Here is a 22,441-nt window from a genome sequence, read left to right as displayed (position 1 = left end):
CCGGCGCATCCTATGCCAGATTAGGAACGGCGACGCATCACGACGCCAACGATCACCAGAATCGCAGCGACCACGACGATGCCGCCCACGATGGCGATCGTGAAGTCACCGGTCTGGGCAAGGTTCTCACCGGAGCCATCACCCTTGCCGGGCTTCTCGCCGTCGCCGGGCTCCTCGCCCTCGCCGGGCTTCTGCGGATCCTCGGGATCCTTCGGGTCCTCGCTCGTGGTGTCCTCGTTCACGAAGTGCGAGCCATCCTCACCGAAGGTGACCTCGGCGACAAGGGTGCCCTCGCCGTTGTCGGTCACGCTCACGTGGACGGTGCGGTCGACGTTCTCGTCGTAGACGATACCGTCCTGGCCGTCGTTCACCTCGGTGATGGTGTAATCGTACTCGCCGGCCTTCTCATAGGAGATCTCGCCGAAGTTCACCGAGCCGTCAGCCGCGTTGGCAACGGTCGTCTTCTCGGGCATGGGCGCGCCCTCGGAGCCGGTCAGCTCGAAGCTGAACTGGCCCTCGGCAAGCGCACCGCCCTTGAGCTCCTTGCTCACACCAAACGAAGCGCTGGTCGCCTCGGCCTTGTAGGTATTGGCGAACGTAATCTCGCTCACCTCGTTGTCTTCGGCGTCGGTTACGGTCCACGTCACCGTAAGCGCGCCAGCTCCGTCATCCTCAACATGGGCCACGGCCGTGTACGTCGCCACGTCATAGTCCACGCCGCCGAGGGCGTTGTTGTCCTCGCTGATGGTGAAGGAGTAGTCACCGGACTCGTTGAACGTAAAGCCGTCACCGAAGACCACGCTGCTCGTACCGTCATCGTTCACGGTATTGGTAGCGGTAATAGAAGTGGGGCTCACAGCCTCGCCGTACTCGCCGTTAGCGGACATGGTGAAGCTGAACTCGCCCTCCTTGAGCGCACGGCCGGCAAGCGTCTTGGTGATGGTCAGGTTCCCGGTCGCAGGATCGGTCGGGTTGGTGGGAACGGTCGGCTCGGCATCATACGTGTTCGTGAAGCTGAACTGCTGGCCCGCGGCCTGCTGAGCGTCCGCGTCGACACTGATGGTGCCGTTCTGATTGTCGGTCAGCGTCACCTCGAAGGTCTTGCCCGTCGCGGCCTCAGAGTCGTTCTCCACGCTCTCGACGGAGCCCTCCTCGGTCACCGTGTAGGTGAACGTGATGGAGTCCTTACCCTTCAGGTCCTCGATGCCATACTCGATGGTGCCGAAGGAAACCGAGTTGGCAGGCTGATTCGTGGCAGTTACCGCGTTGTCCACCGCGCCCGCGGGCAACGGAGCGGGGTCGCCATCCTCATCAATGCCCGTCAGCGTGAAGGTGTACTTGCCCGTGATGCCCGGAGCGTTCTCGAAGCCGTTGGTCTCGTAGATCTTCGTGCCGGCGACGACGAGATCAGCCGATGCATCCTCGCCGTACGTGTTCACGAACTCAAGGCCATCCTCATAGCCCTGGGGATACGTGACCTCGATACCGAGCGTGCCGTCACCGTTGTCGGTCACCACAACCGTCACGTTAAACTCCGCCCTTGCAGTTGTCAGACCCTCATCGGCAAAGCCGCTCGTGTCCTCCCTGACGCGGTAGTTGTACGTATAGGTCGTGTTGCCGTCGGCGTTCGCGCCCTCTTGGGCGATGCCGTTCTCGACGGCAGACTTGAGCGTGTCGGTCGTGTACACGATAGCCGGGAAGACGATGTCGCCGTCGGCGCCGTTCATCGCCTTGACGAGCTCGTCAACGGCATCGCCATCCTGGTTCACCGACCACACGCTAAAGGTGAAGTCGTCGCCGGCAAGCGTGTCGTTCTCAAGCGTCTTGTGGGCCTTGATGCTCGTGGCGCCCTCAGCGCTGCCACCAAGCTGGCCCTCGGCCTTGTAGGTGTTCTCGAAGGGCAGATCGACGCCCGTGCTGGAATGGAGCCTGCCGGTAATCGTTGACTCATCGTTATAGCCATCGGTGCCGCTTACGGTCGTCTTAACAGTGACCACATTCTCCGCATCCGCCGTGGCTTCGATGGTCACGGTATATACCACTTCATCATACGTTATGCCGTTATTCGGGTTGCTGTCAGGACGCTCCTCGGACACCGTATAGACATACGTACCGACGTTGTCCTTCGTGAAGATCATATTCTTGCCGTCAGTCAGGTCAGTAATGGACTTAACGCCATCTTTGAGACCGGAAAGCGTGACTGGCAGCACGTCATCGGCGCTCTTAAGCCCAATCAACTTGGCAGACGCGTCGTCCTTGGGTTGGACATTAATGACAAACGTCTCGCCCTGCTTCATGTCACGTCCGGTAAACGTCTTAACGATGTCTATGCGTGTCTGGCTGTCGTAATGAACCGAGCCAAAGAACGTATTGGTATAGGCGACGGTAGTTCCACTCTCAGGAATAGTGCCCGTCACTTTCAGTTCGCCGGTGGCATCATCAACCTCGGTCACGCTCGGATAAGTCGCCGTAGCTTTCGACTCATAGTACGCCGTAGCTTTCTCGGTCACCGAGTATGCCGTGTCGATGGGCAGGCCGCTGATGGTGATGCTTTCGCCATCAGCCAGGGAGAACTCGTTGTTATCGGCGGTGATGGTGAGCTCATCGGTAGACTCGGTGCCATCCGCATGATGCGTCGTCGCAGAGAACGTGCCCGTCACCGGGTTGTCGTCCGCATCGGTCAGTTTGAAGTTGAAGTCAAATGCCTTGCCGTCAGGGGCATCATCACCGATTACCGTCTTCTTGATGGTGAGCGAACTCGTAACAGGAACCTTCTCGTTCGTCACGTGGATGGTCACGTCGCCGGTGAATAGGCCGTTCAGGCTCTGGTTGCCCAGATCCTGCTTGTAGTCGGTGTTGTTGCCGCCCTCGTGCTCGTCAGACATGCACTGCGTCACGTTGAAGCGCGACCAGCCGGCGTCGGCGGTGTAGGTGGCATCGCTGCCGTTGGACGGCTGGTAGGTGAACCTGTTGTCGTCGGTCTCATCACGATACTGGAAGTGCAACTCGACGCCGTCGACGCCCTTCCAGTCGGTCTGCTCGCCCTCATAAGCCGTCGCAGTCTGCGGCTGCGCCTTCACCTCGTGGAGGGTGGCGTCGATCTGGTCGTCGGCGGCAAAGCCGCGCATGCTGTACACGAGGTCGCCGATGCCCGTCTCGACGGAGATGTTATCGGAGTCAGTGCCGGCGTTCACATGCACGCCGTCATCGTCCACCACGATCTGGATGGGCGTCTCGTCCAGGACATAGTCCGCGGGCGCCGTGGTCTCCACGAGCACGTAGTAGCCATTGGCCAGCAGCTTCTCGTCAACGTTGGAGTAGATCTCCACCATGCCGTTCTGGTCCGTGGTCAGGTTCTCCGCCACGGGCTGCTCGCCGGTGTCAAGCTGGCCGTTGCGGTTCTCATCCGCGTACAGCGTGTAAACAGCGCCCTGAAGATCATCGGTGCCGTCAGCGTTGGTCTTGTGGAGCGTCAGCTCGTTTTTGGTGTTGGGGATAGAGAGCGTCACCGAGAACATGCGGTCGAAGCCCTGGCCGGCTTCGGGATTGATCTCGACGATCGTGCTCTGATCAGACAGGTTATCGAGCGAAGTCGCATCGGACCAGTAGTACTTGACCGCATACTGGGCGGTCTGCGTGCTGCCCTGGCCGTTCTTGATCATGTACTCGTAGGTGGTGATGTCGCCCGGCAGGTCCTCGATAGTGGTCTGGTAGGCACCGCCCGAACCGAGCAGGAAGATGTAGCCCGACGCCTTCGCGGCATCCACGATGGCGCCCTTGCTGGTGGCGGCGTCATCGATCGCGGTCGTCGCGACATCCCAGCCGCTGAAGGCATCGCCCGTCACGGCGTAGTGCTCACCGTTGTTGATCTTGGTCACGACGGCAAACATCAGACCGTCCGCGGGGTCATAGGTGCCACCATCGACATCGGTAACCGTCGTGGTCGCCGTGGCGGTCACGTGGGCCTGCGAGTAGGCGCCCGTCTCCCACTGGTTGCTCGAAAGCAGCACGCCGTCGCCGGTGCCGTCATCGTTAATCTTAGAGAAGCGCAGCTTGACCGTACCCACACTGCGATAGCCGTTGGTCGCCGTGTCGATGGTTTCGGTCAGGATCCAGTAGCCGCTGCGGCTGCCCAGCTGCTCGAGCGTGATGGGGATCTCCTGGCCGGCATTGTTCTCGTAGGTGAAGATCATCTCACCGTTGGAGTTGGTGCGGCCGGTAACAGGCGTCGTGCCCTCGATAGCCTCATAGTTGGCGTTAGCCTGCTGCAGCGTGAACTGGATGCCCGAAAGGCCGGTGCCGTACTGGTCGACCTTCACGATGCCGGACTCGGGGATGTTCACGAGGTTGTACTTGAGCGACATGTTGGAGTCGGTGTTGCCGCGCTCAAGGTAGAAGAAGTCGAGGGTGTGGTAGGTGCCGTCGGCGAAGGTGACGCCGTCAAGGTTGGCGGTCACGCCGGCAGCGCGCATGATTTCGGCGAGCGTCTGGCCCTGGCCGTTGCCGTTGTAAATGGTCTCGCCCTGGTCGTACTGATTGTTGTCGTTTATGTCGTCGTAAACATAGACACGACCGCTGGAATTGCGATCGTTGTTCGCAAAATTGATTTCAATGGACGTGGCGTCGTGGATACCGCCCAGGTCGCCCACGAGCACGCCATCGATGTAGATCCAGACGTCATCGTCGCCGGAGAAGTTATAGGTGACCGCTTGGCGCCCCGGCGTGCCCTCGGGCGCGTTGTAGCCGCCGTCCTGCTGGATGAAGCGCGTGGACATATGGATGCCGAAGTAGTGGTTGATAACCTCATTGGTCGATTTGATGTTCTTCGGCTCGATGCCGTTGTTCGTCTCGTTAAACACCTCTTCGCCGGTGTTAAACGGGAAGAACTGGCCCTTCGGGGATCTGCCTCCCGGATAGACGGCCCACTCGTCATACAGCGTGAAGTCGCCGCTGCCACTGCCGTCATCGTTGAACTGCGCGAAGTTCTCCTGGCTGTTGTAATAGTAGTAGCCGTCCTCATCGACCTGCAGCAGGCCGTCGACGTCAGTGTAGGCCGCCTTACCATCAAAGCTCGAACTGTCAAAGAGGTAGTCGAGGGACTCGGTGCCGATACCGCCATCACCGCTCAGCGAAGGATAGCCGTCTCCGCCGAGCTTGCTCGCCACGATGCCTTGACGAGGCTCTGCGTCGCCCGTCCAATCGTTGATAGAGTCGAGATCGACCAAATCGGCGTTTTGTTCGGTGCCCATGCCCGCACCAAACTTGAGCACATGGCCTGCGTTAATACCGCGGTTCTGCCAATTCTGCCCATTGTTCTGGTCGTTGTCGGTACGACCCTGAATCCAGTAATCGAACAGGTTGATCGTCGTGCCGCGGGGCGACACGCCGGTCACGGTGTTCTGCGGGCTGTCGATTGCCGCCTGCGCAATACCCGGCGCGACGGTCAGGGCCGACAGGGCAAGCGAAGCTGTAGCCAGTGCGGCCACCAAACGAGAAGCGCCGCCGTGCTCCGTACCCTTACGGAAGAGATTCCGACTCATGGCAAACCCCTTTACGCGAGTTCGTTTCAGTGCTGCGTTAAAACCCGACCGAACTGCCCGCGGTTTGAACAGGCAGAACGAATCTGCGACGAATCGCAGATATGAGAACTTTATCACGCAAAACGCGCGCAGAACCCCACGTTTACCTGCTCTTTTATGTTGACCCCGCCCGGGATGCGCTCTTTTCTCACCTCTTATGGCCTGTAACAGGGGGTTATTCGAGATGAGCCGGTGTGCCCACCGACCACATCTCCACAAAAACTCAACAGATTTCCAGCTAAAACCGACCCATTTCCAACCAATACGCGAAGGTCTTACTCACTCAGGAAGGCAAGCAAGCCCATCCCACAGCCCCAACACCCCGATGCGGCGCCCCAAAACGCACTACCCCCGTTTAGGGGACGGATTTTTGGTCACCCCTCGAGTAGAGCCGGGAGTGGCGAGCTCTCTACCTGCGGGTTCCTTCACCCGAAAAACCCTTATACTCGGGCACCCCTCGCAAAACCGTCCCCTAAACGGGGGTATCGTCTCTGCTGCCGCCAAACGGGCAGCCCGACAGGCAAAACGACCATATAGGGGTGCGTCGCGGCGGCCCCGGAGCATGGCAGGTGCGAGCATCGGGCGAAGTAGCGCGGGCGGCGCAAGCAACAGCTGCTCAGGGTAAAGCGGTGCGGGCGTCGCCGCGCCCCGCTCCCACTCAAACGGACGCCGCCGCACGGCTGGCACTCGCTCAGCACGCCTCACACTCCGCGCAAGCCAAATTCCTGCGCAAAAAACGGTGCGCCGAAAACTCTGCAGCCCCAGGCTGCCAACAAGCCGTTGCGCTTCGCCGCACGCAAAAAAGCGGTGCGCCGAAACCCCGGCGCACCGCCCTACCAGCAAAACTTGTATCAGCCGCCGAAGCCCCAGCTAGTTCCAGGCCTCGCGGCCGCGCAGCGCGCGCAGGCCGATGTCGCGGCGCAGGGTCTTGCCCTCGAAGTCAATCTTCTCGCAGGCCTCGTACGCCAAATCGCGCGCGGCCTCAAACGTGGGCGCCAGCGCCGTCACGTTGAGCACGCGGCCGCCGTTGGTGAGCACGCGGCCCTCGTCGTCCATGCGCGTGCCGGCGTGGTACACCGTCACGTTGTCCATGGCATCGGCATCCTCGATACCAGTGATGACCTTGCCCTTCTCGTAGCTGCCGGGGTAGCCCGCGCTCGTCAACACCACGCTCACGGCGTACTCGGGACGCCACGAAAGCTCAACCTCGTCCAGGCGCTGCTCGGCGCAGGCCAGCATGACCTCAACCAGGTCGTTTTCCAGACGCGGCAGGATAACCTGCGTCTCGGGGTCACCGAAACGCGCGTTAAACTCCAGCACCTTGGGGCCGGCAGGCGTCAGCATGAAGCCGCCATACAGGCAGCCGCGATAATCGATACCCTCGGAGGCAAGCTCAGCCACGGTGGCCTCCATGATGCGCACCATCTCGGCATGCTCCTCGTCGGTCACGATGGGCACCGGGCTGTAGACGCCCATGCCGCCGGTGTTGGGACCCAGGTCGCCCTCGAGAGCGCGCTTGTGGTCCTGGGAGGTGTCCATCGGGCGCACGCAACGGCCGTCGGTAAAGGCCAAAAGCGAGCACTCCGGGCCGGTCAGCATCTCCTCGATGACCACCGTGGAGCCCGCCGCGCCAAAGACGCCGCTAAAGCACTCGTGCACGGCCTCCTCGGCCTGCGCGAGCTCGGTGGCCACGATCACGCCCTTGCCCGCCGCAAGGCCGTCGGCCTTCACCACGAGCGGAGCGCCCTGCTCGCGCACGTAGGCGAGCGCCGACTCCTCGTCGGTGAAGGAGCCGTAGGCCGCCGTCGGCACGCCGGCACGACCCATGACTTGCTTGGAAAAGAGCTTGGAGCCCTCCATCTGGGCGCCGGCCGCACCCGGGCCAAAGCAGGGAATGCCCGCCTCACGCACGGCGTCGGCCACGCCGACCACCAGCGGGGCCTCGGGCCCGATCACAACCAGGCCGCAGCCCGTCTCGCGGGCGAAGTCGGCCACGGCCGCGGGATCCTCCGCGTCGAGCTCGACATTCTCGCCCACCGCGACCGTGCCGCCGTTGCCGGGCGCCACGTACAGCTTGCCGCAGCGCGGAGACTCGGCCAGCTTGACGGCGAGCGCGTGCTCACGGCCGCCGCTGCCCAGGAGCAGGATGTCGATAGTGGAAGCGTCGTTCGTAACGGCCATGGGTCCTCCCTAGAAAGCGGCCTTGAGGAACATATCCGCGTCGTCAAGCAGCGGGCTGTGCAGAGCGGCGGGATAGCTGAGCAGACCCACGGCGCCCTCGCCCACGTGCGTAGCGATGCACGGTCCGATGGTTGCCACACCTCCGCAGACGCCCTCGAGCTCGTTGGTCTCGAGCGGCTTCTCCAGCATGGCGATCGCCTTGGGAGAGCGGGTGTGCAGCTTGTAGTAGATGAGCGGTCCGAGCTCCTGGGAGCGGCGGGCCACCTTGCGGGCCATGAAGGCGACGGCGTTGCGCAGGCCCTTGGCCTTATGAGCGACCTCGATGCGGCCCCGCTCACCCACCTCGATCACGACCTTGACGTTTAAGATCGACGTCGCGAGGTGCTGGGCGCGCGTGGCGCGTCCGCCCTTGACCAGGTTCGAAAGGTTGTCGGGCATGAAGTAGATCTTGGCGGTGTCGCGGATGGCGCGCACGCGCTCGATAGCGTCGTCGATGGTGCCGCCCTGCTCGGCGATGGCCGCGGCCTCGAGCACCATGGCGCCCTCGCCCACCGTGGCCGAATGGCTGTCGATGACCTCCAGGCGCACGCCCGAGGGCATCTGGCGCGCCAAAAAGCGCGGGGTCTCGATGGTCGAGGACAGCTCGCGTGCGATATGGATGGACAGGATGTCCTTGTAGCCCTCGTCCACCAGCTCGCGGTAGACCTCGATGAAGTCGGCGGGGGCCGGCTGCGAGGTTTGGGGGAGCTCCTTGGTGTCGCGCATCAGGTCGAGATACTCGCCGATCTGGATGTCCACGCCGTCGCGGTAGTCGCGACCGTCCGCCACGATGTGCAGCGGAATCACGCGGATACCTAGGCGCTCGGCCGTCTCCTGATTGATATCGGACGCGCTGTCCGTGACAATTGCAAACTTGCGCATTGTCGGGGTTCCTTAATTCCAGAAACGGTTGATGGTCTGCTCGCGGTCGGGACCGACGGACACGAAGCTCACGCGGGTGTGGGCGAGCTTCTCGATGTAGGCCACGTAGTCCTGGGCCGCCTGCGGCAGCTCATCGAAGCTGCGGCAGCCGGAGATGTCGCACTTCCAGCCGGGCAGCTCCTCGTAGACGGGCACCGCGGCGGCAAACGCGCTCTCGTGCTCGGGCACGGTGGTGTAGCGCACGCCGTCGCACTCGTAGGCCACGCACACCTTGATGGTGTCGAAGGCCGACAGCACGTCAAGCTTGGTCAGGGCGATGTCGGTCAGGCCGTTCACGCGAGCGGCGTAGTTGGCGATCACGCCGTCGAACCAGCCGCAGCGACGGCGGCGACCGGTGGTCACGCCGTACTCGTAGCCGTCCTCGGTGAGGGTGTGGCCCTCGGGCGTCTCGTAGGCGAGCTCGGTGGGCATGGGGCCCTCGCCCACGCGGGTGATGTAGGCCTTCATGATGCCGAGCACGCGGTCGATGTTCTTCATGCCCACGCCGGAGCCGGTGACCGAGCCGCCGGCAGTGCAGTTGGACGAGGTCACGTACGGATACGTGCCGTGGTCGATGTCGAGCAGGGTGGCCTGGGCGCCCTCGAACAGGATGGACTTGCCCTCCTCCACGAGACCGTTCAGCAGAAGGCCGCTCTCGCAGATGTAGGGGCGCAGGCGCTCGGCGTAGGCCAGGTACTCCTCGCAGATCTGGTCGACGGTGTAGGTCGGCATGCCGAAGATCTTCTCGAGCTGCGGGTTCACGCGGTCGAGCGCGCGGGCGAGCTTGGCGCGGAAGACGCCCTCGTCGAGCAGGTCCTGCATGCGCAGGCCGATGCGCGCCATCTTGTCCTGGTAGCACGGGCCGATGCCGCGCTTGGTGGTGCCGATGCTGTGGTCGCCGAGCAGCTGCTCGTAGGCGCCGTCGAGGTCCATGTGGTACGGCATGATGACGTGCGCGTTGCCCGAGACCTTCAGGTTGGCGGTCGAGATGCCGTCCGCCTCGAACATGTCGATCTCCTCGAGGAGCACCTTGGGGTTGACGACGCACCCGTTGCCGATCACCGAGATGCACTCCGGGTACATGATGCCCGAGGGAACCTGGTGCAGACCGTACTTGCGGTCGCCCACCACGATGGTATGGCCGGCGTTGTTGCCGCCCTGATAGCGAACGACGCAGTCGAAATCCCCGGCGATCAGGTCGCAGATCTTGCCCTTGCCCTCATCGCCCCACTGGGTTCCGACCAACACTGTCGAAGGCATGTCTTCTCCTTACATACAGACGATGTACGCACCGTCTTGGCACTCAAACATTCCTATTATACGGCGGGGCGGCACCGTCCGCCATCGGGGACGGATGCATCTGGCAGATGGAGCCCCCGATAATCATAGGGAATTCGATGAAGACCGTCAGCGCGTTGAGGCGAATGCGAAAAACGGCGACTATACTGTATTTTGAATTTCGAAAAGTGGCATAATATACTGAGTGCTATGTTCGAAAAGTGGCATTTTTCCTCGTAGCTATACCACATCCGTGCTCTACCACCGTGGAGGCGACCATGCTCAAGCGAAAGATGCTTTCCTACCTTCGCCAATGGCGCGAAACGCATCGATCGGAATGCCTTCTCATCAACGGCGCACGACAAGTCGGAAAGTCATTTGTGGTAAACCAGTTCGGCGCCAGCGATTATGAGCAGTTCATACCCATCGATTTCATAGCGCACCCTGAATACAGGGAGATCTTTGCTGAAGCCCTCGATGCGAATACCATCACCGCGCGCATATCGCTGTACATTCCCGGAGTGCGGTTCATTCCGGGCAATACGCTTATTTTCCTTGACGAACTACAAGAATGCCCACAGGCTCGCACGGCACTGAAATATCTCGCGCAAGATGGCCGTTACGACGTCATTGCATCCGGATCGCTTCTTGGACTTCGTTTTCGAGAGATGAAGGATGCCCCCTCACTGCCCGTAGGATACGAACGCCAAGTAACCATGCATCCGCTCGATTTTGAGGAATTCCTCTGGGCTAACGGATATGATCCCGAAGCCATAAACCTCCTGCGTGGGCACTTCGACAGACTTGAGCCGCTTCAGATGGGTGTCAACGAGCGAATGATGCGGCTGCTGCGCGAATACCTCGCCATCGGCGGAATGCCGGAAGTCGTACAGCGCTATATAGAAACACACAATTACGGCATCGTGCACGATACCCAAACGCAACTGCACGCACTTTACCTAGATGATATCGCCCATTACGCTACGCCCACCGAACGCGTCAAAGCCCGTAGCTGCTACCAATCAATCCCCAGGCAACTAGCCAAGGAGAACACGCGATTCTCCTATGCCGCGATCGAGCGCGGCGGCCGTGCCCGGAAATTCGACGGGTCCATCGATTGGCTCGTGGGGGCGGAAATGGTCCAGTGGTGCCAAGCGGTCTCGAGTCCGAATTTCCCGCTCTCCGCTTACGCGGACGACAAGCGTTTCCGCGTCTACGCAAACGACACCGGCATGCTGCTCGCCATGCACGACTTCTCCCTCAAGGCCGCAATCATAGACAACACCCTTACAGGCCCCATGAAGGGCGGCCTGTACGAAAACCTCGTCGCGTGCATGCTCGCGGCGAAGAGCATCCCCCTGCGTTACTGGATTTCGGCAGATTCCAAACGGGAAATAGAATTCCTCGTGGATTGGCAGGGGTCCGTGGTTCCCGTCGAAGTCAAGGCCGGACGAGGCGCGACGGCATCGCTCAACGACATGCTCGCACGAAACGACGTGCATCTAGGCTACAAGCTCATCGACGGAAATGTGGGGCGCGACGGCAAGAAGGTCACACTCCCCCTCTGGATGGCGATGTTTTTATTCGAGCACCCCGAATAAACGCGTCCAGGGCGATGCGGTCCAGTCGCATCGCAGCAGGGTCGGCATACCTTGTAAAAATGCTTCCACAGGCCGCGAGGCGGGAGGACCAAGCTGCAGCTGGCCCTCCCGCCTCGCACCGGACACGAGCCGCCGTTACTCCTCGGCGTGCTCGTTGAGCTCGTAGAACTTGGTGGACGCCGGCAGGAAGACCAGGTCCACGTCGCCGATCGGGCCCGAACGGTTCTTGGCCACGATCACGCGCGTGATGCCCTCGGGCGGGCGGTCGTCGCGGCCGGCCTCCTGCTCGGAGCTCGAGCGGTCCAGGAACATGACGATGTCGGCGTCCTGCTCGATGGAGCCCGATTCGCGCAGGTCGGACAGCTGCGGGCGCTTGCCGGTGCGGGACTCGACGGCACGCGAGAGCTGCGACAGCGAGATGACGGGCACGCCCAGCTCCTTGGCCATGATCTTGAGGGCGCGGCTCATCTCGGAGACCTCGACGGCGCGGTTCTCGGCGCGACGGCCCGCCGGCGGGCTCACCAGCTGCAGGTAGTCGAGGATGATGATCGACTTCTCCTTGTTGTGGAGCATGCGGCGCGCCTTGGCGCGGATCTCGGTCACCGTGGTGCCCGGCGTGTCGTCGATGAGGATGTCCAGGCGCGACAGGTCCTGCGTCGCCTCGTTGATGTTGGCCCATTCCTGCGGCGAGATGCGGCCCGTGCGGAAGTTGGACATGTTGATCTGGGCGTGCGCGCAGATGAAGCGCTGGGCGATTTCCTTGCCCGACATCTCGAGCGAGAAGAACGCGACCGTGTAGCCCTCAGACGCCGCGTTCAACGCGAGGTTCAGCGCGAACGACGTCTTACCGACGGCGGGGCGCGCACCGATGATGACGAGCTGACCCTCGCGCAGGCCCATGAGCATACGGTCCAGGCTCGGGTAGCCGGTGGGTGCGCCGTGCACCTCGCCGCCGGCCGCGCAGACCTCCTCGGCCTCGTTGTAGGCCTCGATCATGAACTCGGTCAGCGACTTGTAGGAGCTGCGAACCTCACGCGCGGTCACCGAGAGCAGCATGGACTCGGCGCGCTCGATGACCTCCTTGGTGTCGGAGGGCGCGTCGTAGGCAAGGGCGTTGATCTGGTTGGTGGCGCCGATGATCTCGCGCAGCATGGAGTCGCGGCGCACGATGCCGGCGTGGTGCTGCCAGTTGACAAGGCTTAGGGTCTGGCCCATGAGCTCGAGGATATAGGCCTCGCCGCCCACGGCCTCGAGCTTGTCGGTCGACTTGAGGTAGTCCGCCAGCGAGATGGCGTCGATCGGCAGGTTGCGATCGTACATCTCGTGCATGGCGGTGAAGAGCGTCTTGTGCGCCGGGCGATAGAAGTCATCGGGGAGCAGCTCCACGAGCGCTTCCTCGACGACCTCGGAGGACAGCAGCATAGCTGCGAGGACGTTGGCCTCCGCCTCGGTGTTGTTGGGCAGGCCCATGCGGGCCCCGCGATCGGTGACGCCCGAGGGCGACCACGAATAGTCGGACGAGGACGACGGCATGCCCGCTCCTTCCTTTCAGACCGGTCGGTTGCTTGCGTGTGCGCCCTCCATGGTAAAGCATCCGCCCGTGTCAATGGGGCGGTTCTCAGGCGCTACCTGCGTGGATTCGATTATCAACACCGGGGTGTGGATAGATCGCCCCGAACTTCTTGGCAAAACACCGCTTATCAACGTTTTCCACAATTTTGCGTCGATTTTTGGGCGAGTTTTCCACAGCGCGCCGTGTACCTGCACTTATACAAAACTGACCGGCGTTTTACGGGGTTTTTATTAAAGCTTTACTTGAAGGTTTCATGAAACCGCAGGTAATAGCACATGCTTTATTCATTCCGCAGGAAAACGAGGGCACGCTGTATGCAATCGGAGTGCTTTCGCTATCCAGTCCGAACGCTCATGGTTTTCAGCACTTGCGCCTTTTGCAGCGCGTACCTGTGGATTTCTCAACTGGTTATCCAAAAGTAAACCACCGCTGGGGAAAACCGAACATACGCTCTCCCCTGGGCGTCGGCGAAGTTCTCCGAATCTTCACCGTCAGTGGGCGACGTCGTCCGTGGTGAGCGGCGACTGCGCGAGCAGGTCCTCGTAATCGCGCGGGCTGGCGGCGTTTGTCGCAGCGCCGAGCTTCTCGTTGTTCGCCTGCTCCTCCGGAATGCTCGAGGTGCTCTCGGGATCGAGGCCCGCGTCCATGCGCCTCATCATGTCCTGCCACTCGTCGTACATCGTCCCCACGTAGGAGATGCCGTCGACGTTGAGGGCGTAGCTCGGTGCCGCGGCGGAGTAGACCGTCAGGCCATTCTCGGCACCGTACAGCTCGAGCGCATACGAGACGATCTTGTCGAGGGAGAGATCGGTCTTCACGGCTTTGGCGAGCTCCGAGACGAGCCCCGGGATCTCGAGGGGACCGGATGCCAGCACCTCGCGCACGATGGCCTCGAGGATCTGACGCTGAGCCTGCGCGCGCCCGAAATCGCCTCCCGAGACGTTGTAGCGCTCGCGCGCGTACGCAAGGGCCTCCTCGCCGTTCAGGCGCTGCTCTCCGGCCGAGAACGACATGCCGCCGTTGCCCGCCGTGATGTCCTCCGGGATGTCCACGGTGACGCCGCCGAGAGCGTCCACGACCTCCTTGAGGCCGTTGAAGTCCACCTCGACGTAGTGAGAGATCGGAACGCCGGCGAACTCCGACACGACGAGCACCGTGGACGCGGGCCCGTAGTTGTAGGCGGCGTTGATCTTCTCGACCCCGCCGCTCTCGCCGTAGATCATGGTGTCGCGCGGGATGGAGACGAACGTCACCACGCCCGACGACGCGTCCACGCGGGCAAGCATGATGACATCCGAGCGGGCGGCCTCGCCGTTTCGGGAATCCGAGCCGATGATGAGCGTGTAGAAGGCGTCGGAGTTCTGATTGCTCTCCGGATCGACGAGGGCGTCCTCGATCTCCTCGCGCTCGCCCTGGTCCAGGCTCATCATGTTGTTCACGCTGCTCATCCACGCCCAGCAGGTGCCGACCCCGATGGCGACGATTGCGAGCACGCACAGCAGCGCGATCACCGGCTCGGCATGCCTTTTGCGCGGCTTTTCGGAGGTGCGGGCGTCCTGTACGCCCTTGGAGGAGTCGATGGTCTCGAAGTGCCTGACGGTGATCAGGGCAGGGTCGGTGTCCCCCAGCGACGAGGTATCCGTGCGACCGGCTTCCTCAGCGGGCGCCGTCGCGTCCTGAGCGGGCTGCTCGGTCGCGGCGTCGTCGGTAAAGACCGGCTCGAGCCGTTTGCTTTCAGCGAAGTGACGACCCTGATAGGAAGTGCCCGCCGGCTCGCCGTTGGCGTCTCGAATGTCCTTCTCGTCCATACCCTCTCCTCGTTCGTGCTACCCCTGGACCTTACCGCAGGATAACGGGCAACAAGGCCTTAAATTCACTCACATCCCCATCGTTCACACCGATAGCGGAATCGGGCCCCTTTCCTTCCCCAAACGTCGTCATTCGTTCCCGCCGATTGCCCGTTGGTTCGAACGAGCGGATGGGCGCCGTTTTCGCAACCACAATAGTGAAATCGAACGTGGACGCACCGAGGAAGGGGGCATCGTGAGCAGTTCCGTTCATCCCGATAAAAGCACCCTGACCGATCTTATCGCACGCATGGTCGCGTGCTGCCTTCGCAAGGACTATGACAGCGTCCTGCCGTGCCTATCGTCGGACTGTCTGCTCATCGGGGCCGGAACGGACGTATCCCACGACATCGAGCATATCATCGAAACGTTTCGAGCGTGTTCCCCATCGATGCCCACCTTCCTCGTGCGCGACGCCCGCTTCCAGCTCATCGATTCGGGCAATCCCTTCGAGGCGACCGTCGCCGGCTTCTACAAGATCTACTCCGACGCGGACCACCGAATGCTCGCATCCGAGATCCAGCGCCTCACCGTCAACTTTCGCTGGGAAGCCGACGCGTGGAAGGCCTATCTCATCCACACGTCCAACGAGTGGGAGCCGCTCGACGACGGGACGCCCTTCCCGGTCAAGGTGAGCAAGCAGACCTACCGCCACGTCCAGGACATCCTGCGCGCCAGCAAGATGCGCGACGAGGGGCCCGCGGAAAACGTGGTGCTGCCCGTGGAGGACGGTACGACGTTCATCGACCCCGCCCGCATTCTGTACGCCGAGGCCAGGGTGAAGAAGACCGTCGTCCACCTTGTCGACAAGATCGTTACGGTCAAGCTGCTGCTCGCAAACGTCATGGAGCTCCTGCCGGCACAGTTCATGCGTATTCATCGAAGCTATGCCGTCAACCGCAGCCATATCTCTGGGCTTATCGGTGGTGAGGTCCTCATGTCCAACGGTGACCGCATACCGATTCCCAAACGGCGAAGGAGCGAAATCGAGGGGCAATTGGTTAAAAGAGCGTATTGAGAACAGAAGTAGACCCCCCGCTATATACATCATATATTGTATTTCTCGCCGCTCTGCTCGGACGATGCTATGCGGAATCACAGCCCATCACCAGCAGGACGGTCATTCAGACGTGTGCGGCTGACGCGAAAGGATGGCAGTGGATACCTACGAGGAAAGCGTACAACTGCTGAGCTCGTCAAGAAAAGCATCTTGGGTGTCTTCGTCAACGATCGCGACCTCTTCCTCGAGTTTCTGGACGAGGGCAGCGTGCTCATCGGCGCTGGCTCGAAGGTGTTCCAAGGCCGTTCGGAATTTGCAAAGTGGCCGCTCAACCCGCCCGGCATCGAGGCGCGCAACGTGATGTTCTATCCGCTCTACACCAACCGGCCGGACGAAGTTACGGTAGTGGGAACGTATCTTTTGAGTGGCCCATGCATCCACGGTACGGTCAACCAGCGCGTAACGACCAGCCTGAAAAAGGTCGACGGCAAGTGGATCATCCGTCTCTCGCACTTCTCCAACGAATGGCCAATGGGCAAGCCGGGCACGTCCTCGCAACCGGCGGCGGAGCCCCCTGCGCCAAAGCGGCTCCAGCTGCGCACCGAGGACGGGCTCGCCTTTGTGAATCCCGACGACATCGTCTACGCGGAATCCAGCGGCAAGCGCTGCGTGCTCCATTTCCGGGATCGCACGCTGCCGGTAAATCTGCTGCTCCGCAAGCTCTGCGACCAGCTGCCCGACCAGTTCGTCCGCACGAGCCGCTTCTATGTCGTCAACGTGCTGTACGTGCAGGGCGTAGGGAAAGACGGCATCGTGTTCTCCACCGGCGAGAAACTCTCTGTTCCCGAGCGCCGCATCAAGGAGATCCAGGTCGAAATCGGAAGCGCCGTAACCCGCGCCTTCCGCTAACACCTGCCCCGGCCCCCTCCGGGTGAAAACACCCTAGGGATTATTTTACATCGCGTATTCATTCGAATACGCGATGTAAAATAATCCCTAGGGTGTTTTCACCCGGAGGGGGCCTCTAGACCGGGCTGACCCATCAAGCACAGACCGACCATTCCCCGCGCAAACAAAAACGACCCGAGCACATGCGCTCGGGTCGTTTGAAATCCGTTGTACCCGGAAGGGCTACTCGGCGGCAGCCTCGGTCTCGACGGCCTCAGCGGCCTCCTCGACGACCTCGGCCTCAGCCTCGGTGGCCTCGGCCTCCACGCCGACCGCAACGTTCACGGTAGCGCGGATGTCGCGGTACAGGGAGATGGCGACGGCGTGGGTGCCGGCCATCTTGATGGGCTTACCGAGCTCGACACGCTTGCGGTCGATCTCGACACCCAGCTGCTCCTTGACCGCGTCGGCGATCATGCCGCTGGTCACGGAACCAAACAGAACGCCCTCGTCGCCAACCTTGGCGTCGACGGTGACGGTCTTGCCGTCCACGGCGTCCTTGAGCGCGTTGGCGTCAGCGATGCGGACGGCCTCGCGCTTAGCGATGTTGTTGCGGCGCTCCTCGAGCTGCTTCAGGTTGCCCTTCGTGGCCGCAACGGCGAGCTTCTTCGGGAAGAGGTAGTTCTCGGCGTAGCCCTGGGCAACGTCCACGACGTCGCCTTCGCCACCCTTGCCCTTGATCTCACCAAGAAGAACGACTTTCATGAGATCTCCTTGCGATGTGCGCCGCCTGCGCGGCGCAGTGGTTACTGTTGTGCCTGAACGTGCGAGCCGTCCCGCGGAATCTTGCGGAAGTTGGCCCACACATCGATCAGGCCGACGATGCTCAAGGCAAAGAACATCATCTCGGACCAGAAGACGAGCAGGATGCAAAAGAACCTCGTCGCGCATCCAAACCGCTTGCGGATCATCAGCGCGCTGAGCACGCCGAGACCCTGGCAGGCGAAGATGATCCTGACGCTCATGATCGCCGTCACGCTTATGGTGCGGACGATCTGGGCCTCAGGGAAGCCCGTGAAGGATGCGCCGACGCACACGATCGAAATCGCGAGGACGGCGACGCTCCACATGGGCGCATCGAAGCGTGACAGCGACGGTCTGCGGGGCACCCCTGTGCAGCGCGTCTGCATCACATGGGAACCGAGCCCCGCGAACAGCGCGTAACTCGCCGCGCTCATCACGTACACGAGCGGCCACAGGGCCACCATGATGGGCTCGAGGCTGCTGGCGAGCAACTCGCCTTCGACCCCTGTTCCCACGGACTGCTCAACGGCTGCCATAAGATACGACACCATGGCGTCCTGCACCGACGGACCGGTTGCCGCGGCAATCGCCGCGTCGATACCAAGACTCGTCAGCGCCGTGAGCACGACCACCACGGAAACGTTCGTGACCGTGGCGCCGCGCCACATGCACCACGCGATGCCTAGGCTGCACACGATAACGGGAGCCAAAAGCACCGCATACGTGACGTTGGCGACGAAGGAGACCGCAAGCAGGCCGACGCCCTCGAACAGGATCAGACCCACTCCGCGGCGCGCCTTCGCGCACAGCACCTCGCGCGCGCCATACGCGGCGAGGAGGATTCCCGCATACGGAAGGAAGATCGCAACGATACACCCGAGTGCGAGCATAAACGCACCGTGGGCGTTACGCGGCGGGGTCGCCCGGCGCACCGGCGTGCCGTTGGGCACGATGGCGCCTTGCCGAGGATCCGCACTTCCGTCCTGCATCTACTCGACCCTTGCCCCTCGCCTAGCCGCGGTTGCGCTCGCCGCGGGAAGAAACCACGGGAACGGTGTAGGGCAGGAGAGCCATCTCGCGAGCGCGCTTGATGGCGTTCGCGATATCGTGCTGGTGCTGCGTGCAAGCGCCAGTGACGCGACGGGGCTTGATCTTGCCGCGGTCGGTCATGTACTTACGGAGAAGCTGAGTATCCTTGTAGTCGATGTACTCGGTGTTCTCCTTGCAGAACTGGCAGTACTTACGACGCGGCTGACGTGCTGAGTAATCATTAGCCATGTCAAAATACCTTTCGTTTGGCGCCGCAGGCCGTCTGCCCTTGAGCGCCGCTCACTTCAAAACGTGATTCCGCTCGCGGTTACCCTAGAACGGAATGTCCTCATCGTAGACGTCGACCGCCGGCGGAACCTGCGCGGGCGCAGGCGCCGGGTGCGGCGCGGGAGCGGAGTAGCCGCCACCATAGGAGGATCCGCCATAAGAGCTTGCGCCCTCCTGGCCGTATCCACCCTGGTTCTGACCACGGCTCATGAACTCGATCTCATCGACGATGACCTCGAGCTTGCTGCGACGCTGACCGTCGCGCTCCCACGAGCTGTAGCGCAGCTTTCCCTCGATCGCGACCTTCGACCCCTTCTGGAGGTAGCGGGAGACGGCCTCGGCACGAGTGCCGAACATCGTGCAGTCCACGAAGTTGGGGTAGTCCTCCCACTCGCCGGACTGCGGGTTGCGGCGACGGTCGTTGACCGCCACGCCGAAGCTCAGCACCTGGGTGCCGCTTGCGGTGGCGCGCAGCTCGGGGTCACGGGTGAGATTACCGGAAATGTTGACTCGATTGATGCTCATGTACGACTCACTACCTCTCTGTTCGGTCGCTCGGCGTAAAGCCGGGCAGACCGCTTCCAAACGACTCTTACTCCATGTCGTCGCGGCGGACGATCATGTGACGAACCACGGCATCGGTGATGCGCAGCACGCGATCGAGCTCGGCGATCTGGGTAGGATCTGCATGGAAGTTGATGAGGGTGTAGTCACCTTCGGTGAGCTTGTTGATCTCGTAGGCGAGCTTGCGCTTGCCCCACTCGTCAACGTTGTCGACCTTGCCGTTGCCCTCGGCGATCGTGTTGTCGATGCGCTTCATAACGGCGAGACGGGTCTCGGGATCGAGAGCCGGGTCAACAAAGAACAGCAGTTCATAGGCCTTCATTTGGTCACCTCCTCTGGACATAAGGCCCCGGGTCGTGAAGGTGCGCCCGGGACAGGAAAAGACTGGCTAACTGTAGACCAACCGCCGTCGCTTCTCAAGTTGCCGCAGGTACGACCTCATGACCTCCACAAATGCAGCGATGCTGTACGGGCGCCTCGGCCTTCGGCGCGCTGCGCATCTCCATCTTGCCATGCCGCCCCGACAGCCCACTGACATCCCGGCAAGACACGCCGACCGGACGCCGACGTCCGTCCCCCAGCTTCCCTACGGCCCTGCTCAAGGGCTTGTACGAGATATACGCTGCGAAAACGCCGCCTCTATTCACCATGTAGATTCCGCAAAACGCGCGGCGGGCGAAAGGGCACGACCCTTTCGCCCGCCGCGATTGAAAAATCCCGGTATCCTCGCCACGCATTACACTTCAGACGACGCCGGCTTCTCTTCCTGCTCAGATTCCTCTTCATCATGCTCTGCCGACGGCACATCCGCAGGGGCTTCAGCCTCCGCATCTTCGCTCGACGCGCCTGAAGAAACTTCACCTGCCGACGCGGGCACGTCCGCTTCCGGCGCATCCGCATTTCCTGGCTGCATGGGCGCAGCCGGTTCATCTCCCGGCGTGGCGGCTGCAGGCGCTGCCTCCGAAACCGGCGCCGTTGCCGGCGTCGCTCCCCCGGCCGATCTTTCTGCAGGTGCCGCCCCTGTTGCTGACCCTGCTGCCGACGCCGCTCCTGTTGCCGGCGCTGTGGCAGACGTCGCCCCCGCTGCCGACCCTGCTGCAGGAGTAGCTCCCACAGCCGGCCCTGTTGCAGGCGCCGTTCCTGCCGTCGGCGCCGCGGTGGGTGCTACTCCTGTCGCAGGCGCCGCGGCGGGTGGCGTCGGAGCCTGTCCGGCGACGTAGGTGGACCGCTGCGGCACGCCCTCGGGCAGCGGCGCCGAGGAGACGCCCCACCGGTTCACCTCAAAGCGGCAGAACCACTGCCCCGCCGCATTCAAGAAGACGAGCTGTACCGCGGTAGAGATAACAGCGCCCGCGAACGCGATGGCCAAAAACACGATGACGCCGACGACCACGATTCCCGGGCCGACCCCCATGAGCAGACGGCTCACCACCTCGTTGCTGCTCGCGTGCGCCCCCATCGCCAGACCCATGACGCCGCCGAACACCGCAACGCTGCCCAGAGCCGTAGCGAACAGCGAATACGCCGCATTGACCAGGCTCCCGATAAGCGAGATGAGGTAGAGGTGCAAAAAGCCCTGCGGGTCGCGCGCGACCATCTGGAACAGTCGGTCCAATCGCCACCCGGCCGAGAAACCGTCGTACAACGTCGCGCGCATCATGGCTGCGGCCGTGAAAGTCCCCATGAACGAATCGAGCACCAACATGATGAGCGCCGTGAACACCGACGACTCGCGCGCCACGTCGACCAGCGATCCGGTAAACAGGCTGACGGCCGCCGGGAACAGCGCGGCCGAATACCAGCCGCCCGTGATCAACAGGTTGACCAGCGCGAGCGCCAGCCCCAGGGTCAGGCTGATCAGAAACGCGATGCCGCCCGTCGTCAACACTTTTCCGTAGTCGACGCCGCGCTGCTTGGGCGCCGCATCCACGCCCCACGCCGTCAGGCGCGCCCATTCGAGCCCGTAGCCCAAGATGGCAATCTGCCCAAGAACGGGAATCCAGCCCACAAGCGCAAGGACCAGCACCGGCTTGATCCAGCCTTTGTCTCGGGTGAGCATCTTCCATGAGGTCGTGAAGCCCAGCTGCTGCGCGTACATGCCGTTCTCCTTGCAAGGCGCCGGCCACAGGGGCCCCGGCGCGTCATATCTTGTTACATCAGCAGTGTATCCGGACGGGCGCGGCGCTCGCTGCTCGTATGCACAATTAAGCGGACTTTAAGCGGCGCCGAGGTGGCGTTGGACGGCAGAGCCGGCGGCGGATGTGAACGGTATGCCGATTTGACCTGCTCGCACCTCACAATTTCTCAAAGAGTTGAGATTCATGCTTGCGTCGGGGCGCGGTTACGGTACAATTGCCTGTGCATTTCACGGAGAGTTGTCCGAGTGGCCGAAGGAGCACGATTGGAAATCGTGTAGGCGCCAAAAGCGTCTCCAGGGTTCAAATCCCTGACTCTCCGCCAGCATCCTCTCATGGCGCGCCTTCGGACGCGCCATGTTTCACTCCATGCGGAGGAGTGGCAGAGTGGTTGAATGCGGCGGTCTCGAAAACCGTTTACCCGGTAACCCGGGTACGAGGGTTCGAATCCCTCCTCCTCCGCCATTTTTAACCTTTCTACAACTCAATAGCCTTTCTTTCCGAGCCCTTTGCTGCGGCGTGCAGGAGGGATTCGAACCCGCAGGGCGCGAAGCTGAGAAAATGCGCTGAGCATTTTCCAGCGAAGCGCGCAAGGAGGCCCGCAGGGCCTCCGCAGCGGGAGGCCGCCTGCGCAGCGGGAGGCCGACATCCCTCCTTCGCCGTTTTACCCTTCAACAACGCAATACCTGGCCCACCGAGCCCCCGCTGCAACAT

Annotated in this window: 15 protein-coding genes and 2 tRNA genes; 5 read left to right on the top strand and 12 right to left on the bottom strand. The window is 62.2% G+C overall.

Features of this window, described 5'->3' with window-relative positions; all coding sequences use genetic code 11:
- Positions 1 to 20 precede the first annotated feature (20 nt).
- The 4 genes from QUW00_RS01370 to QUW00_RS01355 all read right to left on the bottom strand — a co-directional run bounded on the left by QUW00_RS01370 (position 21) and on the right by QUW00_RS01355 (position 9,980).
- Positions 21 to 5,540 (bottom strand): Spy0128 family protein, encoded by a 5,520-nt coding sequence (locus QUW00_RS01370; RefSeq protein ID WP_289612607.1) that lies wholly within the window; start codon positions 5,538 to 5,540, stop codon positions 21 to 23.
- Between the two features lie 909 nt (positions 5,541 to 6,449).
- Positions 6,450 to 7,760 (bottom strand): phosphoribosylamine--glycine ligase, encoded by a 1,311-nt coding sequence (gene purD, locus QUW00_RS01365; RefSeq protein ID WP_289612606.1) that lies wholly within the window; start codon positions 7,758 to 7,760, stop codon positions 6,450 to 6,452.
- Positions 7,761 to 7,769: 9 nt separating this feature from the next.
- Positions 7,770 to 8,681 (bottom strand): DegV family protein, encoded by a 912-nt coding sequence (locus QUW00_RS01360; RefSeq protein WP_289612605.1) that lies wholly within the window; start codon positions 8,679 to 8,681, stop codon positions 7,770 to 7,772.
- Between the two features lie 12 nt (positions 8,682 to 8,693).
- Positions 8,694 to 9,980 (bottom strand): adenylosuccinate synthase, encoded by a 1,287-nt coding sequence (locus tag QUW00_RS01355; protein WP_289612604.1) that lies wholly within the window; start codon positions 9,978 to 9,980, stop codon positions 8,694 to 8,696.
- Positions 9,981 to 10,276: 296 nt separating this feature from the next.
- On the opposite strand from QUW00_RS01355, the gene QUW00_RS01350 reads away from it, so the two are divergent.
- On the top strand, positions 10,277 to 11,599 hold the full coding sequence (locus tag QUW00_RS01350) for an ATP-binding protein (RefSeq protein ID WP_289612603.1): 1,323 nt from the start codon (positions 10,277 to 10,279) through the stop codon (positions 11,597 to 11,599).
- A gap of 135 nt (positions 11,600 to 11,734) precedes the next feature.
- On the opposite strand, the gene dnaB is transcribed toward QUW00_RS01350, so the two are convergent.
- Together dnaB and QUW00_RS01340 are read right to left on the bottom strand one after the other, a co-directional pair.
- Positions 11,735 to 13,132 carry a replicative DNA helicase gene (dnaB, locus tag QUW00_RS01345; RefSeq protein WP_289612602.1) on the bottom strand — a complete coding sequence of 466 codons (1,398 nt, stop codon included), beginning with the start codon at positions 13,130 to 13,132 and terminating at the stop codon, positions 11,735 to 11,737.
- 531 nt (positions 13,133 to 13,663) lie between these two features.
- A complete protein-coding gene (locus QUW00_RS01340; protein WP_289612601.1) occupies positions 13,664 to 14,980 on the bottom strand; it encodes an LCP family protein in 1,317 nt (438 codons plus the stop codon).
- Positions 14,981 to 15,215: 235 nt separating this feature from the next.
- On the opposite strand from QUW00_RS01340, the gene QUW00_RS01335 reads away from it, so the two are divergent.
- Entirely contained in the window at positions 15,216 to 16,037 is an 822-nt protein-coding gene (locus QUW00_RS01335; protein ID WP_289612600.1) for a LytR/AlgR family response regulator transcription factor, read from the top strand.
- A 192-nt stretch (positions 16,038 to 16,229) separates the two neighbouring features.
- Complete coding sequence (locus tag QUW00_RS01330; RefSeq protein ID WP_289612599.1) at positions 16,230 to 16,928, top strand: LytR/AlgR family response regulator transcription factor; 699 nt, start codon at positions 16,230 to 16,232, stop codon at positions 16,926 to 16,928.
- Positions 16,929 to 17,150: 222 nt separating this feature from the next.
- Here the strand turns inward: QUW00_RS01330 and rplI are convergent, their stop codons facing one another.
- The 6 genes from rplI to QUW00_RS01300 all read right to left on the bottom strand — a co-directional run bounded on the left by rplI (position 17,151) and on the right by QUW00_RS01300 (position 21,690).
- Complete coding sequence (gene rplI, locus QUW00_RS01325) at positions 17,151 to 17,672, bottom strand: 50S ribosomal protein L9 (RefSeq protein WP_289612598.1); 522 nt, start codon at positions 17,670 to 17,672, stop codon at positions 17,151 to 17,153.
- Positions 17,673 to 17,713: 41 nt separating this feature from the next.
- Complete coding sequence (locus QUW00_RS01320; protein ID WP_289612597.1) at positions 17,714 to 18,700, bottom strand: DUF2232 domain-containing protein; 987 nt, start codon at positions 18,698 to 18,700, stop codon at positions 17,714 to 17,716.
- A gap of 22 nt (positions 18,701 to 18,722) precedes the next feature.
- Positions 18,723 to 18,989, bottom strand: coding sequence for a 30S ribosomal protein S18 (gene rpsR / locus QUW00_RS01315; RefSeq protein ID WP_235422271.1), 267 nt, complete (start codon positions 18,987 to 18,989; stop codon positions 18,723 to 18,725).
- Positions 18,990 to 19,073: 84 nt separating this feature from the next.
- Positions 19,074 to 19,553, bottom strand: a complete 480-nt coding sequence (locus QUW00_RS01310; protein WP_289612596.1) for a single-stranded DNA-binding protein — start codon at positions 19,551 to 19,553, stop codon at positions 19,074 to 19,076.
- 67 nt (positions 19,554 to 19,620) lie between these two features.
- Positions 19,621 to 19,914, bottom strand: coding sequence for a 30S ribosomal protein S6 (rpsF, locus tag QUW00_RS01305; RefSeq protein WP_289612595.1), 294 nt, complete (start codon positions 19,912 to 19,914; stop codon positions 19,621 to 19,623).
- Positions 19,915 to 20,328: 414 nt separating this feature from the next.
- Positions 20,329 to 21,690: a DUF4013 domain-containing protein gene (locus tag QUW00_RS01300; RefSeq protein ID WP_289612594.1), complete on the bottom strand. Its 1,362-nt coding sequence runs from the start codon at positions 21,688 to 21,690 to the stop codon at positions 20,329 to 20,331.
- Between the two features lie 271 nt (positions 21,691 to 21,961).
- On the opposite strand from QUW00_RS01300, the gene QUW00_RS01295 reads away from it, so the two are divergent.
- A tRNA-Ser gene (locus tag QUW00_RS01295) sits at positions 21,962 to 22,052 on the top strand.
- 48 nt (positions 22,053 to 22,100) lie between these two features.
- Positions 22,101 to 22,192 (top strand) — tRNA-Ser (locus QUW00_RS01290).
- Positions 22,193 to 22,441 lie beyond the last annotated feature (249 nt).

Source organism: Collinsella tanakaei (assembly GCF_030373545.1).
GTDB lineage: Bacteria > Actinomycetota > Coriobacteriia > Coriobacteriales > Coriobacteriaceae > Collinsella > Collinsella tanakaei_C.
This window is presented reverse-complemented; position numbering and strand designations above follow the sequence as displayed.

Excerpts from the sequence above, each read along its gene's own strand:
- QUW00_RS01370 (WP_289612607.1), bottom strand. The coding sequence starts at position 5,540 with ATGAGTCGGAATCTCTTCCGTAAGGGTACGGAGCACGGCGGCGCTTCT.
- purD (WP_289612606.1), bottom strand. The coding sequence starts at position 7,760 with ATGGCCGTTACGAACGACGCTTCCACTATCGACATCCTGCTCCTGGGC.
- QUW00_RS01360 (WP_289612605.1), bottom strand. The coding sequence starts at position 8,681 with ATGCGCAAGTTTGCAATTGTCACGGACAGCGCGTCCGATATCAATCAG.
- QUW00_RS01355 (WP_289612604.1), bottom strand. The coding sequence starts at position 9,980 with ATGCCTTCGACAGTGTTGGTCGGAACCCAGTGGGGCGATGAGGGCAAG.
- QUW00_RS01350 (WP_289612603.1), top strand. The coding sequence starts at position 10,277 with ATGCTCAAGCGAAAGATGCTTTCCTACCTTCGCCAATGGCGCGAAACG.
- dnaB (WP_289612602.1), bottom strand. The coding sequence starts at position 13,132 with ATGCCGTCGTCCTCGTCCGACTATTCGTGGTCGCCCTCGGGCGTCACC.
- QUW00_RS01340 (WP_289612601.1), bottom strand. The coding sequence starts at position 14,980 with ATGGACGAGAAGGACATTCGAGACGCCAACGGCGAGCCGGCGGGCACT.
- rplI (WP_289612598.1), bottom strand. The coding sequence starts at position 17,672 with ATGAAAGTCGTTCTTCTTGGTGAGATCAAGGGCAAGGGTGGCGAAGGC.
- QUW00_RS01320 (WP_289612597.1), bottom strand. The coding sequence starts at position 18,700 with ATGCAGGACGGAAGTGCGGATCCTCGGCAAGGCGCCATCGTGCCCAAC.
- rpsR (WP_235422271.1), bottom strand. The coding sequence starts at position 18,989 with ATGGCTAATGATTACTCAGCACGTCAGCCGCGTCGTAAGTACTGCCAG.
- QUW00_RS01310 (WP_289612596.1), bottom strand. The coding sequence starts at position 19,553 with ATGAGCATCAATCGAGTCAACATTTCCGGTAATCTCACCCGTGACCCC.
- rpsF (WP_289612595.1), bottom strand. The coding sequence starts at position 19,914 with ATGAAGGCCTATGAACTGCTGTTCTTTGTTGACCCGGCTCTCGATCCC.
- QUW00_RS01300 (WP_289612594.1), bottom strand. The coding sequence starts at position 21,690 with ATGTACGCGCAGCAGCTGGGCTTCACGACCTCATGGAAGATGCTCACC.